Here is an 18,888-nt window from a genome sequence, read left to right on the forward strand (position 1 = left end):
TTTAGAATAATAAGCCTCTACCCTTACATTTGTTCCAACATTTAAAGTACCAATTTTAACTTTAGCTTCACTATCAGCATATATATCAACAGCACCTATTAAAGTATCAGGTGTTCCTTTATCCTTTTTTACATAAGCAAAAGAATTCTGATAATATATCCTGTAGCTATCACTATATTCATCACTAATATAGAAAGAAGAACCTGCAGTTAAATTATCTATTACTTTAGAAAAATTACTATCACCATAAATTGGTTTACTTTCTTCGAATTTTACTGATTTAGCTTTAGATTTAAGGGCTGAAGTCGCTATATAAACATGAGTATCATTGTAATAAATAGACGTTAATTTAGAATAATAAGCCTCTACCTTTACATTTGTTCCAGCATTTAAAGTACCAATTTTAACTTTAGCTTCACTATCAGCATAAATATCAACAGCACCTATTAGAGTGTCAGGTGTTCCTGGTTCAGGAACATCACTAAGAATTCTTCTTCCAGTTGCAAAATGGTCCTTCCAATAACTGGTGTTGATATTAGCACGAGTGATACCCTTAGTATCACTAGCATGAATCATCTCACCATTTCCTGCATATATACCAACATGAGTTGGATTAGGTCCATCATAGGTATCATCAAAAAATATTAGATCACCTTTTTTTAAGTTACTAAACGATACATTAGTACCATACTTCACTTGAGTTGTAGTCGGAGGCTCTAGTGTATATCCAAATTGTTTAAATACGTACCAGACAAATCCAGAACAATCGAACCCACTAGGAGTTTTTCCACCCCAAACATAAGGAACCCCCATATATTTTTCAGCTTCTGCTATAACCTGATCAGCAATAGTTGTTGCAAACACTTTTTTAGCAGGAAAAGCTTGGAATATTAAAAAAGTAGCCATTACTATAGAGAGTAGTCTAAAGAATTTTATTTTTGATTTCATAATATCTCCCCCTTATTTCATATTTTAACATTATTATAATATATAATACAAAAAAGTCAAATGGATACAATGTAATTTGTCGTACTTTGATATTGTGTATCTGTAAAAATCAGTTAAATTATTTTCTCTAATAACTTCAATATAAAAGAAGAGAAAACTTCTTTTTTCATTCCCTCTTCCTTACTTAAATAATTCACTTTTATAACTTCTTAATATTTATCTCTGTAAAGATTGCTACCAATCCTATAATAGATGGCCTTTATTGCTATTTTGAATTTTCTTTCAATTCTGGTATACTATATATAAGTACATACACGGGGGGGAAATGTTATGGCAATAAATAGTCAAAGAGAATTTGAACTTTTAAAGAAAATTGGTTTTATACGAACTGGCGGCTCAGAAGAAGAGTTAAAAGCCGCAAACATTCTACTAGAAGAAATATCCTCAATAGGATGTAAGGCATACTTAGAAGATTTTAAAATTCCTACTTCTAAAATTAAGAAAGCCTCACTAAAGATAGTTGAGCCCTATGAAAAGGAATATGAGATTACACCATATAACTGCTCAATTAGTACACCTGAAGGTGGGATAACTACAGATTTTGTATATATAGAAGATGGACTTGATGCAAATTTAGTTGACCTTAAAGGAAAATTTGTACTTATAAATAAGCGTCCAGATCCTAAGCTTTATAAAAAACTTATAAAATCTGGTATCGCGGGCTATATCACCATGTGTGGTACTGCCATAGATGAAGAAGATAAAACTGATATTACTGTAGCTAGAATGCGTGAAAAGAATACACAATATGGAAAAGTACCTACTTTAAATATGCGCATGAAAGATTGCTTCCATATGGTTAAAAACAAAGCATCTAAAGTGAAAGTAGAATTAATTACTGAAGATATAGAACTTACTTCCCATAATGTTATTGTAACCTTAGAAGGTTCTAAATACCCTGATGAGATAATATCTTTCGGTGCTCATTATGATAGTGTTCCTTTCAGTACAGGTGTATATGACAATGGGGCTGGTTCAGTTATTATAATGGAACTGCTTAGACATTTTAAAGAAAATCCACCAATAAGAACTGTAAAGTTTATATGGTATGGCTCTGAAGAAGTTGGACTTCTTGGTAGCCAAGCTTATTTAAAGGCTCATGAGGAAGAACTAAAAAAACATCTTCTAATGATTAATGTAGATGTGGGAGGCTCCATTCTTGGAGAAGAGGAGGCGCTAGTTACTGCTGAAAAAAGCTTAGTTGATTATATAGATCATATGGCTAAAATTAAAGGCTTCCCACTTAAGGTTGAACAGGATATATACTCAAGTGATTCAACAGCCTTCGCTGATGCAGGAATTCCTTCTGTTGCCTTCTGCCGTTTTGCACCTGAAGGTGGAGCATTCATCCACACTCGCAACGATGTTATTGATTTTTTAAGTGCTGAAGCCTTAGAAAAAACTACTATTATAACTAGAGAATTCAGCGAATTAATTATAAACTCTGTAGTATTTCCCATTGAAAGAAAGATTCCAGATAACATGAGAAAAGAATTAGATAAATACTTTGGTAAAGAACCTAAAAAAGAAGATTAATTGAATGGAAAAAATAGCAATAAAGGCTTACATCCCTTGATGTAAGCCTTTATATACTCTAATTCAATATCTTAATCTTCCTATCTCTCAAAACTTTAGCTACTATATGAATACCTACCATTGTAATTAATAGCACCATAGCTGTATATAAAGAATCTATGTTTATAACATACATTGTAAGTAATATATAATTTAAAATTGATCCTGCTATTAGAAATAAAACAAATAAAAGTAATATGATAGCAATTTTTTTTACATTATCTTTACCTTTTAGTACTGCTTTCCTTAATCCTCTACCAAAAATAAATGTAAAGAAGAGATAATCAATTATAAACATAAATATCACATTTAATGTCATTGGGATATTTATTAAGTAATATCCTAATGATGTTATTGCCGACATAAATAATGCTAAGTTAATACTCTTAACTACATTAAATACTGATTGATTCTTAAATTTCTTTGTCTTTATTATTTCTTTACAAAAATCTTCAATATTATTACCAATAATATTTTTTACATCCATTTCGTCATTTTGTGCATTTACTAATAAGTCTTTTACATCTTCACTCACTTCATTTAGAAAGTCATTAGGTATATTACTAATTGATAAATACATTACTATATTTGTGTATGTATCTTTATATTCACCTTTTAACACGTCACTACTCATCTGCAATTCCCCCTATAATATTATTCACATCAACATACAGCTTTCCCCAGTAGTTTATAAAGTTTTTAAGTTCAAGGGTCCCTCTATCTGATAATTTATAGTATTTTCTATTTACTCCTGTAGGTGATTTCTTTTTTTCAGAAATTATTAATTCATTTTTTTCAAGCCTAAGCAGCAATGGATACAGTGTTCCCTCTACAATATCTTCAAACCCACTTTCTTTTAGTTTTGTTAATAGCTCATAACCATATGTCTCTTGTCTATAAATTATACTTAGTATACAGCCTTCAAGAATTCCCTTAAGAATTTGAGAATTATTATTCAAAGTAATCCCTCCTTACCTTGTAATACAAAGTGTATTAATATTATATTCAATTATACTTTGCATTGCAAGGTATATATAAACCAAAATAGAAAAGAACCCCTAAGATAGTAATATCAATACTTAATAGGTTGATATATTTATTACTCATGAAATGGCAAATATTATGTGTTAGATTATGTATCATAGAATGTTAAGTAATATGTATAATATTTGAGATAAAAGTATTTCATTATATGTACTAAATATGTACTTATTTTGATATATATTTAGTATATAAATTGTAATATATTTATAACATAATATGTACAGTGGTTGTAACAATATTTGTTTCAAAATATGTATATATCAAGATGAAAATTAATAATGAAAGCTATGAAAAAGCTGATGATAAAAGGATAAAGGGCTAGATGCTACTTGGTATCTAGCTCTTTATCCACTTAAGTTAGTTGTTAATACTTTTTTAATCATACAATCTTTTTTATAAAAGGCTATTCCATACTTTAATATATTTGTATAACCTTCATTTTCTGATACTTATGGTGGTAGGAAGTAAAACTATTTATTCTCTCACCCCTTATAAGATAATATAACTTGCTCTGCTAGGTGAATTTAGTAATTTTCATAAAAGAATTATTTAGTTCATATATATAACATTATATATAGCATTATAACTTTTTAAAAAGTTATAATGGAAACTATTTAAATATTTAACATTTTAAAATTTTAACATTTTAAAATGTTGGTCCATTCATTGGAAGTTGGTGTTATCTACCTTTCTATGTATGAATAAAAGTGAAATATAAATAATATTATTATCTATGATGTCTTTAACTAGCACAATAGGTCAATATAGTAAAAGAGCTTTAGAAGTCAACATTATTTTTAAACTTTTCGTATTAAAAAATTCGTTTAAATAAATCTGGATAATCTATAACAAATCCTTCTTTATCTACAAAAAATTCTGCCATAAATCCACTATCTAAATTTTCATATCTGTATTTATAACCGTCTACATTTGATTTCAAGTAGGTATAACGCTGTTTTACAGGTGTTATACTAAAATTGTAAATATCAATATAAACTACTTTGATTTCTCTTGATTCTCCAGATTTTAATGATAACCGCCTAATTGGAATTGTATTCGTAAAAGGTGTAGCAGAAATATCAATATCTATACAGCCTTCTAAATTTTTCAACAGTTTGCCGGTATCTGTTGTCCAATTTCCACTTCCATCTGATTGCAATACCATATCTCTATAGTTATCATCAAATACTTTCATATGAAATTTATAAACCTTCCAGTCTAAACTACAGTGTATAGTATATGATATTCGAACTGGCATATCATCTTGCGTTGTTAGAATGACTGAATTTGCCGTAATATATTCATTATCTTTCAATAGGAATAAATGCTCCAATCCTGTCTCACTAAATTTCTCCCACATTGCGTTCATTATAATTTTATTTTCTTCTTTCATTAATCCCATCTCCCTATTACAAACATCTGTTCTCATTAATTATACTAAATATATTTTTATATGTCCATGTTAAAACATTATATTGATGTTAGCATAATATCATAAACACATTTAATCGAAGGATTCAATGCAATGTAGCCCATGATTATACAAAAACAGCAGACTATAGAGAAAGAGAACCGATATTTGCATATATGCATACATTATATTGGAATTAATAATATAATTGGAATGCAGATTAACTGTAACTTAATGTTAATTATATTTTTAAACGAACTATCTATTATTTATATTTTACGGAGGTATTGAAATGGATTTACGCCTTACATTTAACGAAGTTGCATCGGAATATGACAGAATGCGCCCACTGTATGTAGAGGAACTGTTTGACGATGTAATAAAATTTACAGGCTTAAACAGCAGTAAAAATGCACTTGAAATAGGTATTGGTACAGGCCAGGCTACATTACCTTTTTTGAAGACTGGCTGTAAGGTTACTGCTGTTGAATTGGGGAACAAAATGGCAGCGTTCACAAAGGCAAAGTTTTCGGAATTTGAAAATTTCGATGTAATCAATGAGGATTTTGAAAGTATTATCCTTGACAATAATTCTTATGACTTAATTTATTCTGCATCTGCTTTTCAATGGATAACGCCGGAAATAGGCTTTCCAAAAGTTTATCAGCTTTTGAAAAGCGGTGGAGTGTTTGCAAAGTTTGGTCATTCTCTATTTCACGCACAAGGATATGCCCATGTAGCTGCTGCAATGGATAAGGTCTATGATAAATACAGACATGCTTTTTATGCCGACAAAAGCATCAGTTTGGATAAAGTCCATGATAAATACAGGCAGACTTTGACCTCGATGGGACCTCCGACACCGCACAGCGAAGAAAAATGTCTGTGGCAAGCGAATGCAATTAAACAATACGGATTTGCTGATGTAATATATAGGTCGTATCATCAGACATTAACATATGACTCTGAAAGCTATATATCATTAATCAGTACCTATTGCGACCAAATAGCATTGCCGGAGAACATAAGAATACTTTTTGGAAAAGAAATAAAGGAAGCAATTGACGGTAATGGCGGAAAGTTTGCTCTTTCTGATACAATGGATTTATATTTAGCAGTAAAGCCTTAACCTCTACTAAAGTATAATCTTTTTATACATTACTTAGGAAACTCGACTCACATTCGCTTTAGTAAAGGAAACTCCTTCTCACATGCGTTCAAATGAGTAAGTTCGAGTAACCAAATCAAAGATTTGGACTCTTACTTAAGTTCCTTGGTCTTGATATAGAAGTTAAAAGCAAAGAAAGAAGTGCTTCATCCTCACAAGGTTAGCACTTCTTTCTTAACAAATTTACTTACATTTCTTTGCTATAACAGTAAATTCACCTGGAAGATTTTCATCGTGGTACTCACATCGGCGTGTCCGAGAAGCGCCTGCACATCCTTTGGCGCTGCACCGCCCACAAGCAGGACATAATAACCACTCATGTTTCTTCATAGTTTAGTAACCGAACATAGTAAGAAGCGTTTTAATATCGGTAATCCATTCGGAAATCGTTTTGCTATTTTCAGCAAGGCGTTCGCTATTTTTTTCGTATCCCTGTAACAGCTTTAGCTGATGTTCCCAATAGTACTGCAACTTTTCAAAAATATTTCTCGATATGCTTTGTATCCCTGCTTCACTGTTTATCTCATTTCTGAATTTCAGAAATTCGTTTTGAAGTGTATCCGCTGAAATTCCCATGTGCTTTTTAAAATCCCTGAGTACCCACTGACGTTCAAAAATATTCATATTCCGCCAGCCTTCATATTGTTCTTGAAATGTACTGATGATTTTACTTATAAGTTCAATTGCCAAAGGGGAAATGCTACATTTTTCCTCCATAATGACGGGTTCTTTCACCTGTACGTCAAAATCATTGAGAGCCTGTATGGATGAAATTTCCTGCCCATGATATTCTTTTGCCTTTAGGACAGATACAGCAAAGCCAACGCCTGCGTCTGTGACATCTAAAATATGCGACGCATTCATCTGATAAAATTCATCTACCGTCATCCCCATATTAGAAGCAACGATTTCTATGCTTTTTTCCGCTGTGTTTGTTTTTACCAAACCAGGGCTAATGGTATAGGCGGAAACATTCGTCCCTTCCAATTCCATAGCCAGTGTATTGGAAAATTCTACTTGTGCCGTCTTGAAAATCTCATATGCTCCTAAATATGGCGCCGCTCCAGAGGAAGAAACAAACACGATACAACCGCTATCCCTATTCTTCATTTGATGTAAAAACAGCGTTGTAAGCAGAATCGGGGCTTTCAGGTTTATTGCGTAGCTCTGATCCCAATCCATAATATTGATAGTTCCGATACTGCCAATTATGGCAACAGTGGCGTTGTTAAAAATAATATCAGGGCACCCATATTTCGTTAATATGTCTTCACATAATTGCTTGGTTGCCGATTCATCGGATAAATCGGCATGAAAAAATTCCGCTGAATTGAAATGAATCTCGTTGATATATTCGGCTGCCTGTGTACCTTTTTCCCTGTTGACTTCTACGATAAGAATTTTTGCCCCCATTTCAGAAAATGCCTTTGCGGCTTCAAAACCGATACCACCGCCTGCGCCTGTTAATAGGACAATTCTTCCCGCTAAAATGTTACAGTCCAATTTTCTGTTCATAATCTGTTACCTCCCAATCATATAAGATGATATTTTTTCAGTAACACAACAAGCTGTTGCTTTTCCACTTCGTCAAGCCCGTTTATTATCCTGTTCCCTATATCATTTTGGTATGCTGTATAAGCCTTTATACATTCCTGTTTATATATTAGTTTAATAAAAAACTAACTTACAGTTTCCAACTACTTTAATAGAACTCGGATATTCTGATATATTTATGAATATTAATTTCTACAGCACTTATATTTTCAAATCTAAATTTTTGATTGCCAACATGGAATTATCCATTATAATACCTGTTTCTGTAAAAGAAAATGAAGAATATAATGTTTTAGCTTTAACATTGTTTATGTTATAAAAAAGAACTATATATTCAGCTTCTCCATAAGGCATAGTTTCAATGTTTCTTAAAGTTTCTGCAAAAGATTCCTTTCCGTATCCTTTGCCTTGAAAGTCTTTTCCAATCATAAAGTGAGAAATAAAGTAACTCTTTTTTTCGTAAAAATACATATTTTCAAATGTTTCATGGTCAAGTATATCATAAACGTACATCACAAATCCTATCAAAACATCATCGACATAAATGGCTAATGGATTCGCTGGGGTTCCGTCTGAATTCATCGCATGAGCGTCTGCAAAACTTCTAAGATTAGTTGTTTCTAAAAATTCTTTTTGATTTTCTTCGACTTCAAGAGATATAACTTCCTCAATATTATCTCCATCAATTTTTCGTAATTGAATCATTTCTTATCCTCCTATGATAAAATTTACCATCTAAAGTATTACTTCCAATATACTTCAAAATTGGCAATAACATTTAGTGTTTACAAGATAATTATATATCAATTTATAACTCTATAGTTAAATTATTCTGGTTACTTATAAAAACAAATACATTAGTGATTTGAAAATGATATAAAAGACATCATAACTATCCATGTACTATTATGGTAAAATATATATTTAACATCCTTTCTTTTTTCTAAAATAAATGTAATAGTATAATTCTAGGCAAAATAAAAAAGTCGCAGATTTATTCTACGACTTTCACAGTAAAAAGGTTGCAAAATTCGCGCTGAGAGTAAATATAAAATCATGACTAAATATATTGGCATTATAAATAAACCGTTATTAAATAATTAACTATTAATAATCAGTACACCAACCTATTTAATTTTATGATTTTATTCTACCTCTCCATGCGTCTTATGCTATGTGGTTATATAACACTAAGATAGCTGGACGACATTCCACCTTCCATAATCATACTATTACACTTATAAAGTAGCATAATATTTACTAGTTGTAAATTTATTCCTAGTCATTTATATTTTTGTTAATCGTTCTTCTCATAGATAATAGCATTGGATTAAAATATTTTTTCCGAAATTTATTACCATATAAATTACATGTTTCAAAATCCACATGAATATATTTAGAATTAACCTCTCTACAATAGTCATTTACAGTTTGTAATAGTTCGCTGCCTATTTTTTTATTTCTATATTCTAATTTTATATAAGCACCAATTTCATCTATTAAGCCGCAATTTTTCACAGACAAATCAATAAAGTTATTATTGTCAGCAATACTTAAATTCATAAAACCAATTGGTGTTTCTTTGTCCCATGCTATAAACACATTATTCTTTAATATTAGTTCTTCAATCTCTTTTAAAGTTAACTCATCTCTTTTTAGGAATAAAGGTGCTGAAGAGTAATATTGATTTGATTCCTCTACAAGTTCATATAAAACATTCGTATCTTTAGTAGTAGCTTTTCTAATATCATGTGTATTTTTTTCACTACATTTAATATTGCAATCGCTAAATGCATCTATTAAATATGAGCCATATCCTAAGTCAAATAGTATGCTTTTTAACTTATTATCGTTATAAAATATTGTCCACATATGGTTAAAAATATTTTTATTAACCCATTCCTGCGAAATACTTTTATATATTGCTTGATATACAATTTCCTTGTATTCTTCAATAGATGCATGTCCTATAGCTGGGCAAAATACTGAGTTTTCTCCATTGAAGGGGAATACATCATATGCTAAAAAACCTACGACCCTATTCTCTATCTTTGCGACAATAGCGCTTTGATTCTTTATTTTCATCTTAAGAAATTTTTCTAACAGTTCCCTTTGCTCTTTCCAATAGGAAGGAAAACTACCATCATTACAGTAGCACTCACACTGAGCTACCCAAATTTTCTCTGCCTCTTCAATATCTAAGTCCGTCATATTACTTATTTGTAATTCTTTATTCATACAAGTCACTCCAATCATTAGCATTAAATTTTCTAATAGTTAATCTTTTTATTTTTATATCCTAGGATCTCTTAATTTGTAATTTTGTACCACAAGATGAGTATATCAAATGTATATCTTAATTATTAATGCTAATTCTTTTCATAAACAAAAAAGCACCATAAAATATTCTTTATAGTGCCTTCTAATAACTATTCTACGTTTAATTTTGCAATTATTCTATGAATCCAGTTAGGTGACAAATAGTATATTTCCGAAAGCTTTTTCACTGATATGCCGCTTTTGTATTTATCATAAATTGTCAGATTTCTTTTATATACTTCATCTTTACTCTTTGTTTTGTCTCCCCATGACTTTTTATTGCATTCTTTTCTTGGTATATAGATATATTCACCGTCAACATAGTCTTGAATTATATCGATTAATTCTTTCGGTAAAATATCTGATGCCCTTTTATAGCTCATTTTACTCCTCCTAGTAACTTATTTATTAGGATTGAGCAAAGGCTATTTCATATTTTATTATGCAATAGCCTTTGCTATGCATAATGAACTTTTTTTGTACAAGCAATACCTCCATTGAAATAAATAACATAATTGTTAATTTATAAATATTTTAAATAATATTATACATGAATTTTAAGTTTATTTCAATTATTTATCATGTGTAAATTATAAATGGCAACTATATCATTATCATGAAATGGTGAATAGTATGTGTTAGATATTGTGCAATAGAATGTTATTTAATATGTATAATATTTGAGACAAAGTTATTTCATTATATGTACTTATTCTGAAACTAAACATATTTCAAAATAAGTACATTGTTTGTTTAGTATCTATAACATAATTTGTGATATATTTGTTAAAAGGTATGTACAGTAATTGTAACAATAAATGTATCGAATATTACACATATTTTAATAAAAAAATTAATAATGAGAGTTGTTAAAAAGATTGATAATAAAAGGATAAAGAGCTAGATACCAAGCGGTATCTAGCTCTTTATCGACTTAAATTAGTTGTTAACTTTTTTAATCATACAATCTTTTTTATAAAAGGATATTCTATATTTTAATATATTTTTATGGCCTTCATTTAGTAGAGGTTTATCATAGTACATTACAAAAGTATCAATAATGAAAAAATAGTAATTTAGGTTTACATAAATAAGCCTAATATTACTACTTTTATTTGTAATTTATTAATACTATTTGGATAGTCGCTCATACAAATACCTAATTGCAGTCTCTTTAGATTCAGGTTTATCATGACCTACAACATATTTGTTAAAATTGAGTTCTTGAATAAATTCGATATAAGATTTCAATTTTAATTTATCATATTGTCCATTTAGATTATAACAATCTCCACAATCAGCATCACCTATAAATATAGTTTTTTCACTCTGAGTATATCTAAGTTATCCATTTTATCCCCCCTCATAAAATATAAATAATCATTACTTTAAACTTCCATTTATATATATTATATTAAAATAATTTTTATTTCGCATTATATAACTATAATATTTTTTATTACACATGAAATGATAAAAGTTATGTGTTATAATCTACACATAGATTGAAACATTTTTGTTACAAAGTATGTACAAATGTTAGGAGGTAACGTGATGAGAAAGATAATAAGTATTACTAATAATAAAGGTGGTGTAGCTAAGACTACCACTACACTTAATATTGCAGTTGCATTGACTAAGCTTGGAAAAAAGGTATTAATGATTGACTTAGATCCTCAGGCAAGTTTAAGTGTTAACTTTGGAATAGATCCTTTAGAAAGAATGGTCAGCATAAATAATGTTTTAATTGAGGATACTCCAATAGAAGAAACTATATGTGCCACTCACATAGAAAATTTATGGATAGTAACAAGTAGTATAGAATTATCTAGGGCTGAGTTCACTATAATTAATAAAATGGGGAGAGAATATATACTAAAAAATAAGATTAAGGCCCTTGAAGAGGAATATGACTATATAATAATAGACAACTCTCCTAGCTTAGGAATTTTAACTATTAATAGCTTAATGGCTGCTGATTATGTAATCGCACCAACAGATCCTACTTTCTTTGCCCTTAAAGGATTAGAAATATTAAATTCAACATTAGAGGAAGTTAAAGAGTGGAATAAGAAATTAGAATTTTTAGGAGTAGTAGTTACTATGTATGATGGTAGAACTAAACATCATAATGAAGTGGTAGCAGCATTAAAGGAGAGATATCCTGTCTTTGAGGACTTTATTAAAAGAAGTATTAAATTCCCTGATGCCTGTCTAAATATGAGTAGTATTTTTGAAACAGAGGGAGATAACTTTGAGGGAGCACAAGCTTATATGAGTATAGCAAAGGAGATTGTTAGCCATGAGTAAGAGAGCAAGTTTAGATAAGAGAGAAAAAGAAACTCCAAAGGTTATCAAAGGAGTTATGAGTGCCTTTGTATCAAGTTCAGGTAATAATAATGAAACTGAAGATGATACAAATAGCAAAACAGAAAGTGTACAAAAGAAATCACAGAAAAGTAAACAAAAAAGTAACACAAATGATATAGAGAGTGTTAAAGAGAGTGATATAATAGATGACACAGATAATGTTAAAGATAATGATTCAATAGATAATACAAATATTGATACAAATAATAATACAGAAAGTGTTATAAATAATATTACAAATAATGAAACAAAAGAAGTTGCAAATGATGTAACAAAAATTGTTACAAATAGAACACCTAAGATAACTCATGTAAAGTCTATAAAGATAGGAAATAAAACCCTTGAAAGCACTTATTCCAGTGATGAATTAGCCACTAGATGTGCTTATCATTTAAGACAAGATACCATAGATAAAATAGAAGTATGCTCTAAATTATCTGGAATGAAAAAAGCTGAATTTGTTGACTTAGTTTTAAACAGTGTATTAACAGAAATACTTAATAAGGGAAATAAGAAATAATATAATAAGTTAATAATAAATACAATGATATAAAAAGATGGAGGAGAATTTTATGTTTGAAATATACCATGGAAGTAATATAGAAATAAAATCACCTCAGCTTATTAAAGAAAGTAAATTTTACAAGGATTTTGGTGAAGGTTTTTACTGCACAAATATAAAGAAGCAAGCTATAAGATGGGCAATTAGAAAAGGAAAATCCAAAGGTTATGTAAGTACTTATAATTATGACTATATAAAAACTAAAGATTTAAATACCTTAAGATTTAATGTTATGACGGAAGAATGGTTAGATTTTATTATATCTTGTAGAAATGGTAAACCTCATTCCTATGATATAGTGGAAGGCCCTATGGCTGATGATGAAATATATAACTATATTAATGACTATATAAGTGGAGTTATTCCTAGACATGTATTTTGGGAATTAGCTAAGTTTAGGTATCCAACCCATCAATTATGCTTCTGTAGTGAAAAGGCATTAAGTTGTTTAGAGTGGAGAGGAAGTGAATTATATGAGAAATGATAAATTTGATAATGATTTATTTTTTACCTGCTCTATTATCGAGTATATAGGTAGGTTAACTAAAAATAAAAGAGCATATATAGTTAATATGCTAGGTGCAAAGGGCATTGACTTTATATATGAATTTGCAGACGTACTACATTCAGAGAATATAGATGCCGTTGCAGATGAACTTATAAGGGACTATAAAATAGTAAATGGAACCTTTGATAATGTTAAGGAATGTGAAGAAGAAGAGTATAGGGTTCCTTCATTTTGGGATGTAGGTAAGATTTATATGAGATTAATTATGCCTCTTTGCGATAACGAATTTAATAGTGACAAGTTAGAAATTTTAATAGAGGTTTATAATTCTTATATAGCAGAGTGCATAGATGATTATGTAATTGGTTTCTACTTTTCTAGTCCAGAATGTATATACGAAAGCTATAAAGCAGGGGAAATGCTGACGATTTAGGTAAGTGGAGAAGATGGAGTTGAACATTTGATAAGAAACTATAAGATTTATCATACTGTTGATCCTATGTATGTTTTAGAAGATTATCAAGATTACTTAGGAATAAAACTTTTCAATGGCTTTGATTAAATTTCAAAGCCATTTTCATATAAAGTAATTAAAAATTGCATTTAACTTTTACTTATTGTAAAATTGTTACAGATAACGAAATGGGAGTTAACTATTTGTATGCTAGTAACGGTACTTCAGGTGGATTAACAGTATTATTAGACTCTGATGGAAGACCAATTATAACTAAAGGAGCATAATATTTTATGTAGAAATATACTCTTCAGTCTATTACAGGATAACTTGAACCTACCTCAATTTTTCAGATGTTTGCTATAAGGGGCTAATTCAAAATATAGTTTAAAGTTCATTAATGCAATAGTGGATATAAAATTAATAGAATAAGGTTATTAAAAAGTATTTTAATGTGAAGGATGATTTCTGTTATTAAGCAGAAATCATCTTTTTTCAACGGTGTTAGATATAATTATATGCCTTTCAATTTTGGCAGTATGCATGAACTTTACTAGCTCTCTACAAATTTAGTCATGTCCAATTCGGTAAAATTCTGTGGTTTAAAAGTTGCAGGTAACGCTGAAATAACGAAATAGAGAATTATACAAGTTCCAACCTTATCAATAAGATTGTTAAATACTTTAGGAATAAAAGAAGCGGTAAAAATGCTTGCTCCACTTTGTTTTATCCACATTACTGCAATATCAGATATAGTTCCTGTAAGACCACCATATACATATATCCCAATTGGAGTTCCAATTAAAGGTGCTACAACGCTAAGTATAAGTCCTATGATTAGTGATGAAATAAACGTAAATTTAATCTTTCTAAATACAAATCCTACTACAAGACCAATTATAATACTAACTATCATAAATGGAATTCCTTGTGGATTCATTAAGATGCTAGCTAAAAAATTGCTTAAGCCACCAACTGCTGCACCATACCATGGTCCAAAGTAAATTGCAATAAATACGGTTCCTATAGTATCTAGATAAAGTGGTAATTTAAGTGAACTTGTTATAATACCTAATACAATATTAAGTGCAATTGCAAGGGCAGAAAGCATAAGTATCGATGTGTTTGAAATTCTTTTATTCATTTATAACTCCCCCTTATATTCATATAATTATTCTATTTAATCCTTCCTTTAATCCAACTATAGTTATATTTATTCCATTTTCATGAATCATCCCTTCTAACACCTCCATAAAAACGCCTTTTTCTTCCTTTACATAAACTCTTTGTATTACTGCATTAATATCATCATGGCTTGAAAACTCACCACCCCACTCACCGAAACATGTAATATTTACACCACAGCTTGGACTTCCATCAATGCCAATAACACCAAGAACTTCGAATTTATCTGATGAATTTACATACTCTTTCATTTGTAATATGTAAGGTTCCAGCATTCTCCTACAATTGTCTCTGAAAAATGGATTATCAAATTGCTCCTTTGTATGCCCCCAACGATTAGAGCCATATAAATTAAATTCAGGACAAGGCAATTGAATAATATGTAGGTCTTCTTTAATTGCTTTACATAAAAAATTCTTTCTTGCTATTTCTTCTTCAGTAATACCTTCTTTTACATTAGAAAGAACTTTTGAAGCTGTATTTAACACACAATGACTTACGAAAACAATTTTCTTTTTCTCCATGATCAATCTCCTTATAATAAATAATATTCTATTATCTTACAGCCATTTAAAATATAACACACATTGTAAGTGTTTGAAAATTGAAAATATGGATAGGTCCAAAACCATCCATAGTAAATATCTATAGCATTTGAAGTGTTCTACATATTTTTGTCATACATAGATTTAAAAGTTATCCCTTATTGTAAATTAGATAAATTATTTTACAATAAGGGATAACTTTTTATGTAAAGGTATTTTACGCTTAATATCAATAAAATAAAAAAGATAATATATTAATCTTGCTAAAATAATACAAATAATAAGATAGAGAATGTACAAAAGAAATAACAGAATATGTTACAAATATCATTACAAATAACAACACAAATATTGACTCAAAAAATGTTTCAAATCATGTAATAAAAATGCTACAAATAAAACTTTTCAATGGCTTTGATTAAACTTCAAAGCCATTTTTCATATAAAGTGATTAAAAGTTGGACATCCCTTAGTTTAGTAGCACTTAACCCTACTGAAGAGGTTAAGGAACAGTTATTTAATTTTAAAATGCTTAGCATTTTAGAATGAGACATCACATATATTATTTAGCTGAATAGTTACTTATTGCTTATGTAAAATACTAGTATCTTTTTTCTCCGATCTTCTTTACTGTTCCTGTAATTAAAGTTATCAGTGGCCAAGATAATGCTACTAGAAATAATGCTACAAATATAAATACACCACTTACAGGAGTAAATATGAATATCTTTCTTGCTGAAGGAATTATAAAACTTATTATGAAAACACCAATCATACTTAACACTAGAGCTAGTTTCCAAATGCTTAAAGGATAAGCTACTCTAGCTAATACTACAAGACCTATTCCACCTGCAACTATTACAGATAATGTTCTACATTCCTCTAATGAAAGGCCTGCAGTATATGCAAGAATAAATATGGTTACTGTACTCAATGCTATTACCACTCCATTAGGAATGGAAACTTGTAATATCCTCTTTAGAAATCCTTTTTCTACTCTATCCTTATTAGGTCCTAATGCTAAAAAGAAAGAAGGAATTCCTATTGAAATAGATCCTATAAGAGTTAGTTGTATTGGCATTATAGGGTAAGGCAGAAGTGCTATTGCAAATATAGTAGATAGGATTATAAAATTCATTGCCTTAGTTAAATACAACTCTGATACTTTTTCAATGTTATTTATCATCTTTCTTCCCTCTGATACTATTTCAGGCAAAGCACTAAAGTTAGAATCAAGCAAAACTAATTGAGCTACTGCCTTTGTTGCATCACTACCTGATGCCATAGCTATACCACAATCTGACTCCTTTAATGCTAATACATCATTAACTCCATCTCCAGTCATTGCAACTGTGTGCCCCTTTGACTGAAGAGCTTTAACTAATTCTCTCTTCTGATGAGGAGTAACCCTTCCGAATACAGTATTCTCCTCAACCATCTTCTCTAACGCCTCTTTGGCCTCTGGCAAAGTTCTAGCATCAACATAATTTTTAGCTCCTAAGACTCCAGCCCTCTCTGATACTGCAGCAACTGTAACTGGATTATCCCCAGAAATTATCTTTAAAGCAACTCCTTCTTTTCTAAAATATTCTAATGTTTTTGGAGCTTCTTCTCTAATTATATCCTCTATTAATATAAGAGCTCCTTTCTCAATATTATTAGGTAATTTTTCACTTAATTCTTCTTCATTAAAATTAGCTAATAATAATACTCTTCTTCCCTTCACTGCTTCTTTCTCAACCTGTTCTCTTATATCCTCATATGCATCTCCTAAAATCATTTCTGGAGCCCCTAATACCCAATTCCCTTTATATTCAATGGTTATTCCACTCCATTTTCTAGCTGATGAAAAAGGTACCTTTTTTAATATATTTAAGTTTGATGAAGTACTATACCTTTCTAAAATTGCATGTTGAGTTGGATTCGTGTGAGGAAATGCATGAACTACAGCTGATAATATATCGTCTATATCTTTTTTGTCTCTTTCGCCTAGGACCACAACATCAATTAACTTTAAAGCTCCCTCTGTTAAAGTCCCTGTTTTATCCAAACAGAGCACATCAACTCTAGCTAAAATCTCTGTAGCTGGCAGTTCTTGAACAAGAGTTTTCCACTTGGATAATCTAACTACACCTACAACAAAAGTTAAGCTTGTTAATAAGACCATTCCTTCTGGAACCATTCCAATTATTCCAGCTGTAGTCCCTATTACTGCTTCCTGCCAACTTCTCTCACTAAAAAGAATTTGAGTTGTTACCAATAGCCCTCCTATTGGGATTATTAACCACATTATTATCTTTAATATTTTATTTGTGGCTCCTTGAAGCTCTGAATTAATTAATTTAAACTTTCTTGCCTCATCTGCAAGTTTTGTGGCATATGTATTAGCTCCTACATTGATTACTTTGGCATAGCCCTCTCCTGCCACTATAAAGCTTCCTGATAGAAGATTAGTATTTTCTTTTTTTCCAACAGAATCTGCTTCTCCAGTTAATAGTGATTCATCTACTTCAAATTCACTATCTTTAAGAACTACTCCGTCTGCTATTATTTGATCTCCTGGAGTTAAAATCATTACATCATCTAAAACTAGCTCTTCTACATATATCTCCTTATCCTCTCCATCTCTAATAACCTTAACCTTAGACATATTAAGTACAGAGAGCTTTTCTAGTGTGGCCTTAGCCCTAAGTTCTTGTATTATTCCTAATAAAGTATTACTTAGTATAACCCCTGCAAAAAGTGCATTTTTAGGAGAACCTGCAGTTATTACAATTACCGCCAGCACTGCATTTATAGCATTAAAAAGAGTAAATAAGTTTGCCTTTATTATTTGTCCTATTGTCCTTGAGGGTGCTTTAGGAAGTATATTTACCTGTCCTTTTTTAATTCTTTCCTGCACTTCTTCTTCGGTTAGACCTACAACTTTTGACTCTACTTTTTCATTATCAACTACTTCATCCTGAGTTTCTAAATTTCTATCCATATATCTATTTAACTCCTTATTATAAAAATCTAAAATTAGGCATCTGAAAATAAATAACAAGTCAAATATACGAGCATTCTGACTTATTTATTTTTTGAATATGCCTTAATATAACTATTCAGCTAATCATCAGTTACTCATATTAATCGTAAAATATATAGTTTTATTATATACAATAAAAACAAAGATACACTATGAA

The 18,888-nt window shown here is 30.1% G+C and carries 18 protein-coding genes; 7 read left to right on the forward strand and 11 right to left on the reverse strand.

All coding sequences use genetic code 11. From position 1 onward, the window contains the following. Positions 1-948: C40 family peptidase (locus B3W71_RS15415; RefSeq protein WP_346889830.1), on the reverse strand; the 948-nt coding region annotated here is incomplete at its 3' end. A gap of 330 nt (positions 949-1,278) precedes the next feature. Between B3W71_RS15415 and B3W71_RS15420 the strand changes: the two genes are divergently transcribed. Beyond that, entirely contained in the window at positions 1,279-2,544 is a 1,266-nt protein-coding gene (locus B3W71_RS15420; protein WP_346889831.1) for a M20/M25/M40 family metallo-hydrolase, read from the forward strand. Positions 2,545-2,602: 58 nt separating this feature from the next. Here the strand turns inward: B3W71_RS15420 and B3W71_RS15425 are convergent, their stop codons facing one another. The 3 genes from B3W71_RS15425 to B3W71_RS15435 all read right to left on the reverse strand — a co-directional run bounded on the left by B3W71_RS15425 (position 2,603) and on the right by B3W71_RS15435 (position 5,029). Further along, complete coding sequence (locus tag B3W71_RS15425) at positions 2,603-3,217, reverse strand: DUF1048 domain-containing protein (protein WP_346889832.1); 615 nt, start codon at positions 3,215-3,217, stop codon at positions 2,603-2,605. Next, complete coding sequence (locus B3W71_RS15430; protein ID WP_346889833.1) at positions 3,210-3,542, reverse strand: PadR family transcriptional regulator; 333 nt, start codon at positions 3,540-3,542, stop codon at positions 3,210-3,212. The genes B3W71_RS15425 and B3W71_RS15430 overlap by 8 nt, the downstream gene beginning before the upstream one ends. Before the next feature lie 896 nt (positions 3,543-4,438). Further along, a complete protein-coding gene (locus tag B3W71_RS15435) occupies positions 4,439-5,029 on the reverse strand; it encodes a putative glycolipid-binding domain-containing protein (RefSeq protein ID WP_346889834.1) in 591 nt (196 codons plus the stop codon). 301 nt (positions 5,030-5,330) lie between these two features. Here B3W71_RS15435 and B3W71_RS15440 point away from each other — a divergent pair, with 301 nt between their 5' ends. Continuing rightward, positions 5,331-6,167, forward strand: coding sequence for a class I SAM-dependent methyltransferase (locus B3W71_RS15440; RefSeq protein WP_346889835.1), 837 nt, complete (start codon positions 5,331-5,333; stop codon positions 6,165-6,167). Positions 6,168-6,539: 372 nt separating this feature from the next. Here the strand turns inward: B3W71_RS15440 and B3W71_RS15445 are convergent, their stop codons facing one another. The 4 genes from B3W71_RS15445 to B3W71_RS15460 all read right to left on the reverse strand — a co-directional run bounded on the left by B3W71_RS15445 (position 6,540) and on the right by B3W71_RS15460 (position 10,462). Then, a complete protein-coding gene (locus tag B3W71_RS15445; protein ID WP_346889836.1) occupies positions 6,540-7,721 on the reverse strand; it encodes an SDR family NAD(P)-dependent oxidoreductase in 1,182 nt (393 codons plus the stop codon). A gap of 240 nt (positions 7,722-7,961) precedes the next feature. Next, positions 7,962-8,465 carry a GNAT family N-acetyltransferase gene (locus B3W71_RS15450; RefSeq protein ID WP_346889837.1) on the reverse strand — a complete coding sequence of 168 codons (504 nt, stop codon included), beginning with the start codon at positions 8,463-8,465 and terminating at the stop codon, positions 7,962-7,964. 573 nt (positions 8,466-9,038) lie between these two features. After that, positions 9,039-9,998 (reverse strand): GNAT family N-acetyltransferase, encoded by a 960-nt coding sequence (locus B3W71_RS15455; protein WP_346889838.1) that lies wholly within the window; start codon positions 9,996-9,998, stop codon positions 9,039-9,041. 191 nt (positions 9,999-10,189) lie between these two features. Continuing rightward, complete coding sequence (locus B3W71_RS15460) at positions 10,190-10,462, reverse strand: CD3324 family protein (protein WP_346889839.1); 273 nt, start codon at positions 10,460-10,462, stop codon at positions 10,190-10,192. A 1,171-nt stretch (positions 10,463-11,633) separates the two neighbouring features. Between B3W71_RS15460 and B3W71_RS15465 the strand changes: the two genes are divergently transcribed. The 5 genes from B3W71_RS15465 to B3W71_RS15485 all read left to right on the forward strand — a co-directional run bounded on the left by B3W71_RS15465 (position 11,634) and on the right by B3W71_RS15485 (position 14,260). Next, positions 11,634-12,389: an AAA family ATPase gene (locus B3W71_RS15465; protein WP_346889840.1), complete on the forward strand. Its 756-nt coding sequence runs from the start codon at positions 11,634-11,636 to the stop codon at positions 12,387-12,389. Beyond that, positions 12,382-12,969, forward strand: coding sequence for a hypothetical protein (locus B3W71_RS15470; protein WP_346889841.1), 588 nt, complete (start codon positions 12,382-12,384; stop codon positions 12,967-12,969). Before B3W71_RS15465 ends, B3W71_RS15470 begins: the two co-directional genes overlap by 8 nt. A gap of 52 nt (positions 12,970-13,021) precedes the next feature. Next, complete coding sequence (locus B3W71_RS15475; protein WP_346889842.1) at positions 13,022-13,495, forward strand: DUF3990 domain-containing protein; 474 nt, start codon at positions 13,022-13,024, stop codon at positions 13,493-13,495. After that, on the forward strand, positions 13,485-13,952 hold the full coding sequence (locus B3W71_RS15480; protein WP_346889843.1) for a hypothetical protein: 468 nt from the start codon (positions 13,485-13,487) through the stop codon (positions 13,950-13,952). The genes B3W71_RS15475 and B3W71_RS15480 overlap by 11 nt, the downstream gene beginning before the upstream one ends. Positions 13,953-14,116: 164 nt before the next feature. Next, positions 14,117-14,260 (forward strand): DUF6440 family protein, encoded by a 144-nt coding sequence (locus B3W71_RS15485; protein WP_346889844.1) that lies wholly within the window; start codon positions 14,117-14,119, stop codon positions 14,258-14,260. 266 nt (positions 14,261-14,526) lie between these two features. On the opposite strand, the gene B3W71_RS15490 is transcribed toward B3W71_RS15485, so the two are convergent. The 3 genes from B3W71_RS15490 to B3W71_RS15500 form a co-directional block, all read right to left on the reverse strand. After that, positions 14,527-15,117 carry a CD3073 family putative ECF transporter S component gene (locus B3W71_RS15490; RefSeq protein ID WP_346889845.1) on the reverse strand — a complete coding sequence of 197 codons (591 nt, stop codon included), beginning with the start codon at positions 15,115-15,117 and terminating at the stop codon, positions 14,527-14,529. Positions 15,118-15,136: 19 nt separating this feature from the next. Continuing rightward, positions 15,137-15,682 carry a CD3072 family TudS-related putative desulfidase gene (locus B3W71_RS15495; protein ID WP_346889846.1) on the reverse strand — a complete coding sequence of 182 codons (546 nt, stop codon included), beginning with the start codon at positions 15,680-15,682 and terminating at the stop codon, positions 15,137-15,139. 622 nt (positions 15,683-16,304) lie between these two features. After that, the gene (locus B3W71_RS15500) at positions 16,305-18,689 is read right to left on the reverse strand and encodes a cation-translocating P-type ATPase (protein ID WP_346889847.1); all 2,385 of its coding nucleotides are present in this window, start codon (positions 18,687-18,689) and stop codon (positions 16,305-16,307) included. Positions 18,690-18,888: the final 199 nt, after the last annotated feature.

The organism is Clostridium sp. UBA1056, from assembly GCA_002316385.1.
In the GTDB taxonomy this organism is placed as follows: domain Bacteria; phylum Bacillota; class Clostridia; order Clostridiales; family Clostridiaceae; genus Clostridium_J.